Here is a 14,590-nt window from a genome sequence, read left to right on the forward strand (position 1 = left end):
GTTTCGACGCTTCAATTGGCGCTGTCAGCTTGCCGTGGCGTCCAGCATCTCCTGCAGCGTCGCTCTTGCGCCGTGCTCGGCCAGAGCCGTGCGATAGCCCTCGAAGCTGACGACGAAGTCCGCGTGCTCCACGACACCGCTCGCTAGCAGCGGCTCGATCCGCAGCGCTTCGGACGGATCGCCCGATATTAGGTGCCGACGCGCTTCATCGTCGAGGCGCGGCTCGGATGTCTCGAAGGCATTGCCGCTGTCGTCCCGGCCCTGTAGCACGCGGCTCCAGGCGGCAATGGTAAAGGCGGGTATGCGGTGGTCGATGCCGTCCGCAAGCATCTCCTTGAGCGTGGTGGTGAAATACACGGGCACCTTGGACGCGCTGTCCGAGGCGATCCGCGTCAGCTGGTCGTGCATCGCCTCGTTGGAGAAGCGTTCGAGCACGGTGTTCTTGTAGTCGACGAGGTCCACGTCCCGCGGCTCCTCGAGCAGCGGCAGCACGATCTTGTCGAGGAAGCGTTCCAGCAGCACCGGCACCTGCGGGTCGCGCATAGCCTCGGCCACCTCGTGGTAGCCCAGCAGCAGGGCCGGGTAAGCCAGGGTGAGGTGGCTGGCGTTGAGCACACGCACCTTCACCTGCTCCCAAAGCTTCACTTCGTCGCTGAGTTGCACGCCCACTTTTTCGAGCGTGGGGCGACCGTCGATGAAGCGGTCCTCGATTACCCATTGGGTGAAGTCCTCGGCCACTAGCGGGATTCGGTCGTGCAGGCCGCTGGCCGCGTTGAGACGCGCGGCGTCTTCCGCCGACACCGACGGCGTGATGCGGTCAACCAGCGAGTTGGGAAAGGCGACGCTGGCATCGATCCAGGCGCCGAGTTCTGGGTCGCGCGCGCTGGCAAAGCCGACGAAGGCAGCCCGCGCCACTTCGCCGTTGTGTCGTAGGTTGTCGCACGACACGATCGTGAACGGCTTGATGCCGGCCACGCGTCGCCGCGCCAAGGCTTCGGTGACGAAGCCGAAGACCGTGCGCGGCGGGCCGTTGCCGGCGAGGTCGTGGGCCACGTCCGGGTGGTCGGCGACGAAAGCGTCCGACTGCGGATCGACGTGATAGCCGCCCTCGGTGATGGTCAGCGAAACGATGCGCAGGTCTGGGCTGGTCAACAGGGCGAGCACTTCGTCCGGCTGATCCGGCCCGAGTAGGTAGTCGACCAGGGCGCCGATCACGCGCACGTCGGGTTCGCTTTTTGGCGGCGCGATGGTGAGCGAGTACAGGCAATCCTGGGTGAGGTACTGCGCGGCCTTCTGCCGGCCCCGCTCGCCGCCGCCCAGGCCGATGCCGACAATGCCCCAGTCCTCCTGGCCAGGCAGGGCGAGACAGCGGTCGATGTAGAAGGCCTGATGCGCGCGATGGAAATTGCCAACGCCGAAATGCGCGATGCCGCGCTTGAGCCGGCTGCGGTCGTAGGGCGGCGCCGCCACCTTGGGCGGCAACTGCGAGAGCGTACTGGCGTTGAGTTCGGTCATGCTCGACTCTCCTTGACAAGCTGACTACGCGGGTCCGATTCCGTCATCGGCTCGAGATCGTCGCCGCGGAAACGCGGTCGTTCGCTTCGCGGTTTCCTACTTCTCGTCGAGCAGGCGGAGGTCGGACGGCTCGCGGAGGAGACCTTCGAGAATCTTGTTGCCCTCGGTGTTGTAGGGCTGGCGCATGTGCTCGTCCCATGCGGCACGCGAACGGAACATCTCGAGCATCACCCACGTGTCTCGATCGTCCTGGGGCTGGACGAGGTGCATGAACACGCACCCCGGCTCATTGAGGGTGTTTTGCCGCATCGACTGCAGCTGCGCCTCCGCTTCGTTGAGCCGGTCGAGCCGAGGCTTGATGGTGACAACCAGGAACAGCGGTTTGTCCTGACTAACCTGGTCGCTCATGAGTCATTCCTTCCGCTGGCGGACCGTCAAGGGACGTCATCGTCCCCCCGGAATGGGGACGGCGATGGAATTTTGCAGCGTGTCGATGAACGACTTCGAATTCTTACTTTGCACGAATGCCGCCACCGCGTCATAGAGCGCCTGCTGGAAGGCGGATGGCATGAGCTCGCCGTGCGTCATCGATAACAGAATTTTGTCGTGCCACAACGCCTCGGACGCCTGACGCTGATAGGCGGGCAGCGAGGACACATCGACGTCGTTTCGTATCGGTACTGAGCCTTTCACCTTGTTGAAAGCGAGCGACGTCTTGGGATCAGCGATCGTCTCGAGGAACTTGATGGCATTTAGCCCGTCTTTGGCCTGAGCCGACACGACGAAGGTATCCACAATCGCCAGATAGGCGCCCGCAGTCCCGGGATAGGGCACGTATCCGAAGTCCTTGCCCTCGGCGGCGCCGTTCGCAACGAGCTCCCCATAAACGGAATCGTTCATCGACAGGAATGCGCAATCGCCGGACGCCAACTTCTTCGCCGCTTGATCCCACGTCAGGGCACCGGCACTTGGATCGGCGCGGGACACGACGTCGCCGAATCGGGTCAGCGCGTCTTTGAGCTGAGGACCCGTCCAGTCGAATGAGTCGTCACGAATCTTGGCCCAGCCATCACGGCCGATGACGCCGAGCAGAGTGTTCTCGAAAAGCTCTGTGGCAGTGAAGCGATCTTTACCGCCCAAGCACAACGGTGTTCGTCCGGTTGCCGCTACTTTGGCCAGGTCACTGGCGAAATTTTCCGAGGTGTAGCCGGCGGCCGGAACAGCGATGCCGACGTCACGCAGCACGCGCAGGTTGAACCAAAGGTTATTGCCGCGGTGTGATCCGGTGGGCACGCCCCAGGCCTTGACACGATAGGTGGCCGCGTCGAGCAATGTCGCTGGCATGGTGTGGTCCAGGCCCGTGCGTTCGTACACGGCGGACACGTCTGCGATCCGGCCGGCGTCGACCCAAGCGCGAAGCGAACTGCCCAGGAATGTCTGCCACACATCGGGCGGATCACCAGCCCGCAGCCGTGCGGCCAGCGCGACCTGCACATTGCTCCCACCACCACCGGCGATTGCACCATCGATCACATTCACTTTTGGATTGGCTGACTTGACGGCGTTCAGCAATACCTCGAAAGCCGGATGCTCGGACGGCGACACCCACCACGAAACAACCTCGAGTCGGTCAGTTGCATCTTTGAAGTTGGCCGCTTGTCCGCCACCGCCGCATGCCGCGACGACCAATGCCAGGGCAAGGATCCAGTAGCGTTTCATGCGCGTTCTCCAACCGGGTTCGGTTCCGCCTTCAGATCGAAGAGAGCAAAGCTAGTCACGACTGCGAAGCAGAAAGCAGGTACCACGAACGAGATCGCGGGACTCGTCGCGTCGAGCAGTCGGCCCTGGACCAAAGGCATGATCGCCCCACCCACGATTGCCATCACCAGGCCCGCGGCGCCGAATTTTGTCGCGGGTCCCAGTCCCTTGAGAGCCACCCCGTAGATCGTCGGAAACATGAGCGATAAGCAGAAGGACACTGCGACGAGAGCCACCACGCCGGCCACGTTGGGAGAGAACATCGCAAAAATGCAGAGTAATACCGCGAGTGCCCCGAGAACTGAGAGAACAGCCGTCGCGCGAATCCGCCCGATCACCCAGGTCATGATGAATCGCGAGATAAGGAACACGATCAGGCTCACCTGTAGCAGGAATCCGCCCAACTGCAGCGATCCACCCAGCGCCTGTTGTGAGTACTGGATGAGGTATGTCCATGTGCAGACCTGGGCCGCGACGTTGAAGAATTGCGCTATTACGCCGAACACATAGCGCTTATTCGACACCAGAATCTTCAATGGTGATTTTCCTTCCAGGTCGCCCGACGGGTATTCTTCGACGATTTTCGGGGACTTCTGGAATGCAAAAACAAACGCTATGGCAATCAATACAAATCCAAGACCGAGATAGGGGCCCATCACCGCGCCGAGTTCACCAGCGCGGATCGTCCGTACCTCCGCAGGCGACAGATTCGCCATATTCACCGGCTCGTCCAATTTGGGCAGGATAAGGGTGGCGGCCAGCAGGACACCGATGTTTGTGCCCACAGGGTTGAAGGCTTGCGCGAAGTTGAGCCGCCGCGTCGCGGTTTTTTCCGGCCCCAGCGAAAGGACGTAGGGGTTGGCAGAAGTCTCAAGTATCGAGCAGCCCGCGGCGATGGCGAACAGCGCGACCAGGAACGCTTCGTACGTCATGAGCTTGCTCGCCGGATAGAACGCAAACGCGCCGATCGCGGCAAGCAGAAGGCCCGTCAGAAGACCGGCCTTGTATCCGAACCGCTGATTGATGAATGCGGCCGGAATTGCTAGCAAGAAGTACGCGCCGAAGTACGCCAACTGAACCAGCGAGGCCTGGAACGTGCTCATATCGAAGATGCGCTTGAAGCCCGCGACCATTGGAGTGGTGAGGTCTGCCGCCACCCCCCACGCGGTAAAACAGCAGATGAGGACGCCGAACAGCACCCACATCTTCGGATAGACCAAGGCTGGTTTCGCCGTGGTGGCCGGCAATTCGGCGGGTTGATCGGCGTGCTCAGTGGTCGTCATATTCGGCGTCCCCCTCGTCATCGAGAGCCGTTCAGATCCCCCCAGACCTGTGATCTAAATCACGCTACTCAGGTCGTGCTCCGGTGGGAATGGTTGCGCGAGCAGGATGATGCGGTTCGTTCAGTCCCCGTGAGCCGATTGGCCGCCCGCGCAGTGGCCCGTCTGGCCAGCGCGGCGCGCGCTGCGACGGTCAGCGCCGCGGACAGCGTGGCTACCTTGAGCGCCTCATGCAGCGCGTCTGCACGGATGCCGCGCAGGTGGCCGTGCGCGTGTCTGCGGAGCAGGCCAAGGTCCCCTGGAAGGGCACGCCGCATGAGCGTGTCAGAAAACACACACTCAACGGCAACGGCATAATGGAGGTTGCCCCAGTGCTGCGGCGAGCAGAGCGCATCGTCCGGCTAGCTCCACACCCCGGTAGCTAGTGGGACAGCCCCTTACCAGGGATTTTGCTCTGACCGCCTCCGCGCTGAGCACCGCATGGTCTAACGGCGAAACATGCCGCGACTGGGACCTGAAGGAGGCGGTATGGCCGAAGTGTCTGCGGACGCGGAGAGAGTCGATCTCTCCCCGATCCGGCTGGTGGATCCCGACGGGACACCGACAGCCGACGATCGTTACAGCCGCGATCTCCCACCCGAAACGCTGAGCTGGCTCTACGAGCTGATGGTCGTCACCCGCGACCTGGACGGCGAATTCATCAACCTGCAACGCCAGGGCGAACTGGCGCTGTTCGCGTCGTGCCGCGGCCAGGAGGCAGCCCAAATCGGTGCCACAGCTTGCCTGCGCAAAACCGACTGGCTGTTCCCGCAATACCGTGAGATCGGTGCATTTCTGTTGCGCGGCATCACGCCGGCCCAGATGGGTGCCGTGTGGCGGGGCAAATGGCACGGCGGCCTTGGCTTCACCGAGAAGTGCGTGGCACCGATCGCGATACCCATCGGTACCCACGGGTTGCACGCGGTGGGCGCCGCGATGGGCGCCCAGCGGATCGGCGAGGATTCGGTCACGCTCGCGTTCCTCGGCGACGGAGCCACCAGCGAAGGCGACGCGCACGAGGCGCTGAACTTCGCGGCGGTCTTCGGTGCGCCGTGTGTGTTCTTCATCCAGAACAATCAGTGGGCGATTTCGGTACCCGTGAGCCGTCAGATGGCGGCGCCGTCGATCGCGCACAGGGCCATCGGCTACGGGATGCCGGGCGTCCGCGTTGACGGTAACGACGTCCTTGCGTGCTACGCGGTGGTCGCGGAGGCGGCCAAGCGCGCCCGTGAAGGAGGCGGCCCGACGCTGATTGAGGCGGTCACCTACCGCATGGGTCCGCACACCACATCCGACGATCCGACGCGCTACCGGTCGCAGCACGAAGTCGACCAGTGGGCGGCGTTGGACCCGATTGCGCGCTACCGGACATACTTGCGAGCCACTGGCGTGTGGACCGAGCGGATGGAGGAGCGCGTCGCGGCCAAGTCGAAGCGGTTGCGAACCGAATTACGCGAATCTGTGGTCGGCGCCGACGATTTCGATGTCAGCGAAATGTTCGACACGGTCTACCACGACATCACCCCGGATCTGGCGCGCCAGCGGCAGGAACTGCTGGCCGAGTTGGCGAAGGAGGCCTGACGTGACGCAGATCATCGAACGACCCCCGATGCACGGTGACGACGTACCAGAACCGCGGGGACCGATGCTCACCGCCGTTCCGACGGCAGCCACTCTGACGATGGCGCAGGCGGTCAACCGCGCCCTGCACGATGCGATGGCGGCCGACGACCGAGTGCTGGTGTTCGGCGAGGACGTCGCCACTTTGGGTGGCGTCTTCCGGGTCACCGAGGGACTCACCGAAACATTCGGGGCGCAAAGGTGTTTCGACACCCCGCTGGCGGAGTCCGGGATCGTCGGTATCGCGATCGGGCTGGCGATCCGCGGTTTGGTGCCGGTTCCGGAGATTCAATTCGACGGCTTCGCCGCTCCCGCATTCGATCAGATGGTCAGTCATCTTGCGAAGTACCGCATGCGCACACGCGGCGACGTCGACATGCCGGTGACCATCCGCATTCCGTCGTTCGGCGGCATCGGTGCGGTGGAGCATCACTCGGAGTCCACCGAAACCTACTGGCTGCACACTGCGGGCCTCAAGGTCGTCGTGCCGTCGACACCATCGGACGCCTATTGGCTGCTGCGGCAATCGATCGCCAGCCGCGACCCCGTCATCTATCTGGAGCCGAAGCGCCGCTACTGGACCAGGGAGGCCGTCGACACCCATGCGCCCACTTTGCCGTTCGGCAGGGCGGCGGTGCGTCGTGTCGGCGCGGACGTCACCGTGGTGACGTACGGGTCGCTGGTCGCGACGGCGCTCAGCGCTGCCGACCTCGCAGAACAGAACGGCTGGAGCCTCGAGGTGGTCGACCTGCGGTCGCTGAACCCGTTGGACTTCGACACTGTCGCCGACTCCGTCCGCAAGACCGGTCGCGCGGTGGTGATGCACGAGGGTCCGCGCACACTGGGCTTCGGTGCCGAGTTGGCGGCCAGGATGCAGGAGGAGCTGTTCTACCACTTGGAGGCACCGGTATTGCGCGCCACCGGGTTTGATACGCCGTACCCGCCCGCGCGGCTGGAGAAGCTCTGGTTACCCGGGCCCGACCGCCTGCTGGATTGCGTCGAGCGTGCGATGGGTCAGCCGTGAGCGGGGTCAAGGAGTTCCTCGTGCCGGACTTGGGCGAGGGCCTCGAAGACGCGACCATCACCGGTTGGAGTGTCGCGGTCGGCGATGACGTCGAACTGAACCAGACGTTGTGCACGGTGGAGACGAACAAGGCCGAGGTCGAGATTCCCAGCCCGTTTGCGGGCCGGGTGGTGGAATTGGGGGGTGGCGAGGGCGATACGTTGGCCGTCGGTTCTGTGCTGGTGCGCATTGCGGTGTCGGCGGCCGAGGAAGAGCCCGCCGCGGCGCCGCCGAGCGCCAACGGCACTGTGCGCAAACCGGTTCTGGTCGGCTATGGCGCCGACGAACAGATGGACACCAGCAGGCGTGGATCGGTCGGTCAGCGTCCGCGTGCCAAGCCGCCGGTTCGCAAGTTGGCCGCCGAACTGAACGTCGACCTGTCGGGTGTCACGGGCACCGGTCCAGACGGGGTGATCACTCGCGAGGATGTGCTGGCCGCGGCGGGCAGGTCGGCGCCGACACCGGAGATGGTCGCGGTGCGGGGCGTCCAGGCCGAGATGGCGCATCGAATGACCCTGTCGCGAAGCCAGATACCAGACGCGCATGCTGGCGTTGCGGTCGATTGCACCAACTTGATCCGGATGCGCGACCGCCTGCGCGACATCGTGTCCGATGACGGGTGCCCGATCACGCCGTTCGTGCTGACGTTGCGGCTGCTGACGATCGCGCTCGGCCACCACCCGCAGCTGAACGCGACCTGGCTGGAGACCACCGACGGCCCGCAGATCCACGTGCATTCGGCGGTGCATCTGGGGTTCGGGGTGGCCGCGCCGCGTGGACTGCTGGTGCCCGTCGTCACCGACGCACACGAGAAAACGACACGCGAACTGGCGACGGTGGTCGCGCGGCTGATCCGCGACGCACGTGCAGGCACGCTGAAGCCGTCGGAGCTACAAGGCTCCACGTTTACCGTGTCGAACTTCGGGGCGTTGGGGTTGGACGACGGTGTTCCGGTGATCAATTACCCCGAGGCCGCCATCCTGGGCATCGGCTCACTGAAGCCGCGCCCGGTCGTGGTCGACGACGAGGTGGTTGCGCGTCCGACGATGTCTCTGACATGTGCATTCGACCATCGGATCGCCGACGGGGCCCAGGTCGCGGCGTTCTTGACCGAACTTCGCGACCTCATCGAGGCGCCGGAATTGGCGCTGTTGGACCTCTGATCAGCAGGGGGCGCCAGGAGGGGTGTAGTAGGGCACACCCTCGGCCGTGTAGCACGGCATCTCCCCGGGGACGTACGGCACATGCTGCGAGGCGATGGCCACTGCCGCGGCGTCACCCGCGATGTTGGTGCACCCGCCGACCGAGAAATGACGTCCGCCCCCGGCCGCGCACACATCGGCGTCGGCAACCGGGGCGATGACCACCGGCATCACTGCCATCCCCATCGCGGCGCACACCGCTGCTGCCAGCTTTTTCATCTCGAGCTCCTTTTGCTGACCCGGCCCATTGCAGCGTATGCGCCTTTTCTGATGGCGGGATCATTTTCGCTGCGCGGCAGCCAACCTTCTGGCGAAGTCCGGCGAGGTGATCGAGACGGCTTGCGGTCCCAGCTCGGTGTCGACGGCGATGCGGTGTTGTTCGGTGTCGACGACGCCGGGGTTGGCGGTCGCGCGCATGGACGCCTTGGTGGCGATGACCACGTCGCGGGGGGCAGCGGCGGGTCCCTGAGCGAGTTCGCGCGCCGCGGCGACGGGATCGTCGGCGATCTGCAGCGCGAGCCCGTAACGGACCGCAGCCTCGGCATCGAAGCGCATGCCGAAGAGCAGCGAGGCGCGCGCCACCTGGGGGCCGACAGCACGCTGCAGCATCCATGTGGCGCCGCCACCGGGATGAATTCCCAGCTTCTGGAACCGCGCATCGAAAAGTGCTGCGGGACCGGCGATTCGGACATCAGCAGCGAGCGCGAGGTTCAGCCCCGCACCCACCGCCGCACCGTTGACCGCCGCGATGGTTGGCAACGCACAGTTGGCCACCGCGAGGAATCCGTCGTAGATGGTGCGCAGGCCGTCCTCGGTGGCGGCGCCCAGCGCCGTCAGGTCCGCACCCGCGCAGAACGCCTTGCCTGCGCCGGTGACGATCAGTGCGTGCACGGCGGGGTCGGCCTCGGCAGCATCGACCGCCGCACGCAGGGCGGCCGAGATCTCCGCGGTGACGGCGTTGCGGCGCTCGGGGTCGTTGACGGTGATGAGGGCGACGCGATCGTCGACCTCGACCAGAACTGGATCAGACACGGGCTCAGCCTAATGACCGGGCCGTCGCCAGGTTGCGGCGGTGACGTGCCGAGCGTGCCGCCTGATTGAACATGTACGGGCTTGTTGGACCCGGCCCGCGTGGTCTTGACTAGGCGCAAATGCGCCCCGGCAGGCGACGAGCCGAAGCGACGCGGCGCGACTGAACAGCGGCGGGTGGCAGGTGCACCACTCGTCTTGCGGCACATCGGCGACAAAGCTACTGTGGACTATAAAGTCCTTTTTTTGGACCGGCGACAAGTGAGGGGCCCCCGTGAGTCCGACGATGCACGTGACCAACGACAGCGGTCGAGGCTGCTACGAGGGACTCATCGGCGACAAGGTGGTCGGAGTCGTGGTCTACAAGCGCATCGGCGGTCGCGTCGTCATCCGCCACACCGTGATCGAAGCTGAGTATCGCGGCAGCGGTTTGGGCACCGAACTGGTCCGGAAGGTCCTCGATGATCTACTGGAGCGTGGCGACAAAGTCACGAACTACTGCAGCTTCGTCGCCGACTTCATCGCGGACCACCCCGAATATCAAGGCGTCGTGGACACCGATCGGCCGGGGCTGACCACTGCACCGCGTGACAAGCGCGGCGGCGACACCGTCGGAACCCTGTAAGCGCGCGGCGTATGAAGATCTGCGACGCGGGGCCGACCTACCACAGGTGACCTCGGTGGGGAATGGGTATGTAGCAGTAGGTCATTGCGAAGCCGTCAGCTACCGCAAGGCGCCGCGCGGGGAAACGGCGTTTACCCCAGACGTTCTGGTGAGTGAAGCGGGGTCGTGGCGCTAGTGCGCCACTGTTGCGACGCGCGAACCATCGGACCATCACCCGGGTGAATCACGTCTTCGGGTGATGACCACTCATCCCACGCCGGTGGAGGCTGCTCAGCAGGTGGTGACACGGTGAGTGTCAACTGTGCGGCACACCGTAAAGCGCCATCGTCGCAAGTGGAGAAAATCAGATGAAGCACCGTCAATGCCAACGATCACCCGCGATCCTGTATCGAATGCGGAAGGCTGCTGCCCGCGCCTGGCGTTCGACGCATCGGAAAGCAAATGCTGCGATGGGCACCGTCCCCGCGATCGAAGACCAACTTACCACGCTGAAGCCAATCTGCAGTGCCCAGCGGGTATCGACCGGAATTGCTTGTGGTGCAACGGCGGTGGCCGTAGCAGAGATACATGCCATCGACGGATGCGAGCAGATGGGATTGACCCCTGGCGGCGACCTCATCGAGATACTCTGCCAATCCTGCTTGACAACACTGCAGCGGGCGATGGCCGCGTACGTAGGCGACAAACGTGAGACGGCGTCTCGAGCCGGCACCCGTCCGGTGTGCAGCACCTGCGGGCGTCCCACTCGATACCTGCCCAGCGTCTTCACTGTGCGCCCGATTTCATCAAACGGACTGACGTCATGACCCCCCTACGCATCGCCTTACTCGTTGTGGCTGTGCTGGCCGGAGATTACGCGTTCCTGATGTTGATCGACGGCCGGCTGATCCATTTCGGAATCGCCGCAGCCATATGTGCGGGATCCTCGCTCGCGGCCGGCCTGATCGCCTATGGGGACGACGACGATGCCCGGCGGCAACACGAGTCGGCCACTGCGGCCGTCGGCGAACGCCGCGATCAGTGGGCAGCTACCGCAGCCGGCCCACAGTGCCTGTTATGTGGCGGCGCACATCAGAAGACAAGTGATTCACCCAGGTTCGCCGATCGACAGGGTGCACGCTTCTGCGAAGCATGCGTGCCGTTCACGGCTGATAGCCGACGTGATGAGTCTGCTGGCGGCTTGACATGAGTACACCGGCGGCCAAGCCGGCTTCGTCGCATCCTGATCTGATCGGTCGCAGAGCCCGCAAACCCCGACGACGTCCGGTCAGCACTGGCCGAATTTTGGAGGTCTTCCACGAAGACCCAAGCATGGCAGGACGTATCGCGTGGTTGAGCGCCCGACTGATGATCCGACCGACCCTGAACGTCGGCAGCTATCTGTCGTCGGCGCCGTGGCCGTGGGGCGTCGTCGAGTTCGCCGCCCGCACCATCACGCCGACAAGAGGCACCGTCCGCGATGGTATCGGCCTGGCGCACTGCACCGCGCACCTGGTCCGCGCCGAGGGAGTGCTACCGGCCGATGGCACCCGCCGGGTCGTGTTGTATCTCCACGGCGGGGCGTTCCTCACTTGCGGCCCCTACTCGCACGGTCGACTGGTGAGCATGCTGTCCAGGTTCGCCGATAGCCCGGTACTGGTGCCCGACTACCGCAAGACTCCCAAACATTCGATCCGCGATGCGATCGATGACTGCTACGACGGCTACCGGTGGTTGCGCGAAAAGGGTTATCAGTCAGAGCAGATCGTGCTCGCCGGTGATTCCGCTGGCGGCTACCTCACGTTCGCGCTGGCGCAGCGCTTGCTCGACTACGGTGAGCAGCCTGCGGCGCTGGTGGCCATGTCACCATTGCTGCAACTGGCCGCGGCACCAAGAATGACTCACCCGAATACCGGCTCAGACGCCATGTTTCCGCCTAGGGCGTTCGATGCCTTCCACGGCCTGCTCACTCGCGCGGCGGCCCTTGATGATCACGTCGCGCTTTACGAGCCACTCGATCACATTCAATCCGGACTGCCGCCCACTCTGATTCACGTCTCCGGCTCCGAGGTGTTGCTCCACGATGCGCAGCTCGCGGCCCACCAACTCGCTAGCGCGGGCGTGCCAGTCGAAGTGCAAATATGGCCCGGTCAAATTCATGTGTTCCAACTCGCCGCGCCGATGATCCCAGAGGCCACCCGCTCACTGCGCCAGATCGGCCGCTACATCCGGCAAGCGACGGGATAACGCGGGAAACGCCACCCTCAAATCTCACCCGGGTGGATTGCTTCTTTGGGTGATGACTATTCACCCCGCGGCTCTGAATGCTGTTTCAGCAGCTGGCAACTGGAGGAATCCTGGCGCCGGTGTACGGCTTCTAGGTTCGACGCGGTCGCCTGAGGTCAGGTACGCGAAACGCGCGGCCGCGAGTGCGGACCGGTACCGGCTTGTCACGCTAGCTCGTCATTCCGTCGTTCAAAACTTTCGAGGGAAGGTAGTCAAGGATGGCCCCAAAAGCATTGATAGCCGCAATGATCGGTGTCGCGACACTCGCGCCGGTAGCCAACGCTGAGCCCGCGCCTCCGAACCCAGGCCAAGCCGACGTGGTGCGTACTGTTTTCGATCAAGCTACGAACGTACCGGGCAAATCGCTGGTAACTGTGACTGTCAGCTACCCGCCGGGAGCCAAGAGCGGAGCTCACCACCACGCGAAATCGGCCTTCATCATGGCCTACGTGATCTCCGGGGCGATCCGCAGCCAAGTCGAGGGTGAGCCCGAACGTGTCTATCACGCCGGCGAGACGTGGAGTGAGGCACCGGGCGCGCACCATACGATCAGCGAAAATGCCAGCACCACCGAACCCGCCGAATTGCTCGCAGTCTTCCTGGTCGATACAGGAGACGGACCGCTCACCGTGAACGACAACCCGGGGGAGTGACCCGCCACGTAGACAACCCAGACGTCTGCGCCCCCAGGCATTCAAAGGCGGGCGCACGGTCGTCCGAATCGCGGGGGCGCGGCGCAGCAGGAGGAGACCATGCCCACACCTGACGCGGTCCGGGTTGTTCGGATCGCTCTCCGCTTATCACTCGCGGCGGGATTCCTATCCGCTGTCGCCGACCGATTCGGTTGGTGGGCACCGTTGGGACAGGGTAGCTGGGGCAGTATGAGTTCCTTCGCCGACTATGCCCACGAACTCCTGCCCTTTGCTTCTGGTTGGTCTCTGACCCTCATCGTGTGGGCTTCCACCGCCGCCGAAACGACACTTGGCATACTGCTCTTGAGTGGCTGGCTCCCGCGACTCGTTGGGGCGGCAACTTGTCTGTTGCTCATCGTGTTTGGTGTCGCGATGGCGGTATCGCTCGGTATCGAATCACCGCTGAGCTACAGCGTGTTCGCGGCAGCAAGCGCCGGCGCGGCGTACGCGATACTCGGACCAACATCGACGTCACGGCCAGGACGGCCGAAGCTGTCGCAGGCTGACTGACGGCTCCGCGTCCGCCTTCGTACTCATCCGGGTGAATCGGGTTCCCGGGTGATGACCATTCACCCCGCATCGGGAAATGCTTGCCCAACAGCCGGCGAGCGGACAAGTGCACCGAACGCCGAGGTGATGAAGGGAATGTAGGTATGGTGGCCGTCACACACAGCGAACGTGTAACCCTGACAAAGCATCTGGGCGGCGGTGCTCACTTCGAACGTGACGTGACGCCTTTGCTCGAACCCCTCCGCCGGCGGGCTATTCGGATCACTTCTGCCCAGCCGGACGCCGAGGATCTGCTGCAGGAGACACTGCTGAAAGCCTATGCGGCTAGGCATTCCTTCAAGTCGGGAACCGACTTGAAGGCGTGGTTGTTCCGGATCATGACCAACACGTACATCAGCAGCTACCGGGCCAAGAAGCGCCAGCCCATGCAGTGCGGCACCGATCAGATCACCGACCGGCAACTGGCGGCCAGCGCGGCGCGCAGGCCTGCAGGGCTCTGGTCGGCCGAAGACCACGCCCTCGCCACACTCCCCGACCCGCACATCCAGGCGGCAATGCAAGCACTGCCCGAGCAGTTTCGGATAGCCGTCTACTTTGCCGACGTCGCCGGATTCTCATACAAGGAGATCGCCGCGATCATGGACATCGAACAGGGAACGGTTTGTTCGAGGATCCACCGAGGGCGACGACGGTTGCGCAACTTGCTCAGTGATTCACCGGCCCTGGGCGAGACCCGCAACCGGCCGAAACGGCCACGAACGTAAAACCCGGTCCGCCTAGGCCTCTCACCCGGGTGACTTGCGCATCCGGATGAGGACAACTCACCCGGCGCACACAGATAGTAGTCGCTGACCTGAGCCGCGAGGGGCCAACGCCTGGACGACCTCGACCGTCTGCGTTGAAGGCAGGGCCCCGCAACGGCGGAATGAGAAATGAGATAGGGACGGAGACCGCATGTCACACAATCAACTCGCGGAATTGACATCTGATGA

Annotated in this window: 14 protein-coding genes; 8 read left to right on the top strand and 6 right to left on the bottom strand. The window is 64.1% G+C overall.

Annotation, left to right across the window (positions count from 1 at the left end):
- Positions 1 to 24: 24 nt before the first annotated feature.
- The 4 genes from ACGFK1_RS18565 to fucP all read right to left on the bottom strand — a co-directional run bounded on the left by ACGFK1_RS18565 (position 25) and on the right by fucP (position 4,556).
- Positions 25 to 1,515, bottom strand: a complete 1,491-nt coding sequence (locus tag ACGFK1_RS18565; RefSeq protein ID WP_393432090.1) for a mannitol dehydrogenase family protein — start codon at positions 1,513 to 1,515, stop codon at positions 25 to 27.
- Positions 1,516 to 1,611: 96 nt separating this feature from the next.
- Complete coding sequence (locus ACGFK1_RS18570; protein WP_393432092.1) at positions 1,612 to 1,923, bottom strand: putative quinol monooxygenase; 312 nt, start codon at positions 1,921 to 1,923, stop codon at positions 1,612 to 1,614.
- Between the two features lie 36 nt (positions 1,924 to 1,959).
- Positions 1,960 to 3,234 carry an ABC transporter substrate-binding protein gene (locus ACGFK1_RS18575; RefSeq protein WP_393432095.1) on the bottom strand — a complete coding sequence of 425 codons (1,275 nt, stop codon included), beginning with the start codon at positions 3,232 to 3,234 and terminating at the stop codon, positions 1,960 to 1,962.
- Positions 3,231 to 4,556, bottom strand: a complete 1,326-nt coding sequence (gene fucP / locus ACGFK1_RS18580) for an L-fucose:H+ symporter permease (RefSeq protein ID WP_393432098.1) — start codon at positions 4,554 to 4,556, stop codon at positions 3,231 to 3,233. The genes ACGFK1_RS18575 and fucP overlap by 4 nt, the downstream gene beginning before the upstream one ends.
- Positions 4,557 to 5,081: 525 nt before the next feature.
- Here fucP and pdhA point away from each other — a divergent pair.
- The 3 genes from pdhA to ACGFK1_RS18595 all read left to right on the top strand — a co-directional run bounded on the left by pdhA (position 5,082) and on the right by ACGFK1_RS18595 (position 8,438).
- Positions 5,082 to 6,173 (top strand): pyruvate dehydrogenase (acetyl-transferring) E1 component subunit alpha, encoded by a 1,092-nt coding sequence (gene pdhA / locus ACGFK1_RS18585; protein WP_393432101.1) that lies wholly within the window; start codon positions 5,082 to 5,084, stop codon positions 6,171 to 6,173.
- Between the two features lie 64 nt (positions 6,174 to 6,237).
- Entirely contained in the window at positions 6,238 to 7,236 is a 999-nt protein-coding gene (locus tag ACGFK1_RS18590) for an alpha-ketoacid dehydrogenase subunit beta (RefSeq protein WP_393432380.1), read from the top strand.
- A complete protein-coding gene (locus ACGFK1_RS18595) occupies positions 7,233 to 8,438 on the top strand; it encodes a dihydrolipoamide acetyltransferase family protein (RefSeq protein ID WP_393432104.1) in 1,206 nt (401 codons plus the stop codon). The genes ACGFK1_RS18590 and ACGFK1_RS18595 overlap by 4 nt, the downstream gene beginning before the upstream one ends.
- On the opposite strand, the gene ACGFK1_RS18600 is transcribed toward ACGFK1_RS18595, so the two are convergent.
- Positions 8,439 to 8,696 carry a hypothetical protein gene (locus ACGFK1_RS18600; protein WP_393432107.1) on the bottom strand — a complete coding sequence of 86 codons (258 nt, stop codon included), beginning with the start codon at positions 8,694 to 8,696 and terminating at the stop codon, positions 8,439 to 8,441.
- A 60-nt stretch (positions 8,697 to 8,756) separates the two neighbouring features.
- Positions 8,757 to 9,509 carry an enoyl-CoA hydratase gene (locus tag ACGFK1_RS18605; protein WP_393432110.1) on the bottom strand — a complete coding sequence of 251 codons (753 nt, stop codon included), beginning with the start codon at positions 9,507 to 9,509 and terminating at the stop codon, positions 8,757 to 8,759.
- Positions 9,510 to 9,780: 271 nt separating this feature from the next.
- Here ACGFK1_RS18605 and ACGFK1_RS18610 point away from each other — a divergent pair, with 271 nt between their 5' ends.
- The 5 genes from ACGFK1_RS18610 (at position 9,781) to ACGFK1_RS18630 (ending at position 14,362) form a co-directional block, all read left to right on the top strand.
- The gene (locus ACGFK1_RS18610; protein WP_393432113.1) at positions 9,781 to 10,131 is read left to right on the top strand and encodes a GNAT family N-acetyltransferase; all 351 of its coding nucleotides are present in this window, start codon (positions 9,781 to 9,783) and stop codon (positions 10,129 to 10,131) included.
- Positions 10,132 to 11,316: 1,185 nt separating this feature from the next.
- The gene (locus tag ACGFK1_RS18615) at positions 11,317 to 12,357 is read left to right on the top strand and encodes an alpha/beta hydrolase (RefSeq protein ID WP_393432116.1); all 1,041 of its coding nucleotides are present in this window, start codon (positions 11,317 to 11,319) and stop codon (positions 12,355 to 12,357) included.
- A 257-nt stretch (positions 12,358 to 12,614) separates the two neighbouring features.
- Complete coding sequence (locus ACGFK1_RS18620) at positions 12,615 to 13,049, top strand: cupin domain-containing protein (RefSeq protein WP_393432119.1); 435 nt, start codon at positions 12,615 to 12,617, stop codon at positions 13,047 to 13,049.
- A 99-nt stretch (positions 13,050 to 13,148) separates the two neighbouring features.
- Entirely contained in the window at positions 13,149 to 13,598 is a 450-nt protein-coding gene (locus ACGFK1_RS18625; protein ID WP_393432122.1) for a hypothetical protein, read from the top strand.
- 143 nt (positions 13,599 to 13,741) lie between these two features.
- Positions 13,742 to 14,362: a sigma-70 family RNA polymerase sigma factor gene (locus tag ACGFK1_RS18630; protein ID WP_393432383.1), complete on the top strand. Its 621-nt coding sequence runs from the start codon at positions 13,742 to 13,744 to the stop codon at positions 14,360 to 14,362.
- Positions 14,363 to 14,590: the final 228 nt, after the last annotated feature.

This window comes from Mycobacterium sp. NPDC048908, from assembly GCF_043197955.1.
Lineage (GTDB): Bacteria > Actinomycetota > Actinomycetes > Mycobacteriales > Mycobacteriaceae > Mycobacterium.

Excerpts from the sequence above, each read along its gene's own strand:
- ACGFK1_RS18590 (WP_393432380.1), top strand. The coding sequence starts at position 6,238 with ATGCTCACCGCCGTTCCGACGGCAGCCACTCTGACGATGGCGCAGGCG.
- ACGFK1_RS18575 (WP_393432095.1), bottom strand. The coding sequence starts at position 3,234 with ATGAAACGCTACTGGATCCTTGCCCTGGCATTGGTCGTCGCGGCATGC.
- ACGFK1_RS18565 (WP_393432090.1), bottom strand. The coding sequence starts at position 1,515 with ATGACCGAACTCAACGCCAGTACGCTCTCGCAGTTGCCGCCCAAGGTG.
- pdhA (WP_393432101.1), top strand. The coding sequence starts at position 5,082 with ATGGCCGAAGTGTCTGCGGACGCGGAGAGAGTCGATCTCTCCCCGATC.
- ACGFK1_RS18630 (WP_393432383.1), top strand. The coding sequence starts at position 13,742 with ATGGTGGCCGTCACACACAGCGAACGTGTAACCCTGACAAAGCATCTG.
- fucP (WP_393432098.1), bottom strand. The coding sequence starts at position 4,556 with ATGACGACCACTGAGCACGCCGATCAACCCGCCGAATTGCCGGCCACC.
- ACGFK1_RS18570 (WP_393432092.1), bottom strand. The coding sequence starts at position 1,923 with ATGAGCGACCAGGTTAGTCAGGACAAACCGCTGTTCCTGGTTGTCACC.
- ACGFK1_RS18620 (WP_393432119.1), top strand. The coding sequence starts at position 12,615 with ATGGCCCCAAAAGCATTGATAGCCGCAATGATCGGTGTCGCGACACTC.
- ACGFK1_RS18625 (WP_393432122.1), top strand. The coding sequence starts at position 13,149 with ATGCCCACACCTGACGCGGTCCGGGTTGTTCGGATCGCTCTCCGCTTA.
- ACGFK1_RS18600 (WP_393432107.1), bottom strand. The coding sequence starts at position 8,696 with ATGAAAAAGCTGGCAGCAGCGGTGTGCGCCGCGATGGGGATGGCAGTG.
- ACGFK1_RS18615 (WP_393432116.1), top strand. The coding sequence starts at position 11,317 with ATGAGTACACCGGCGGCCAAGCCGGCTTCGTCGCATCCTGATCTGATC.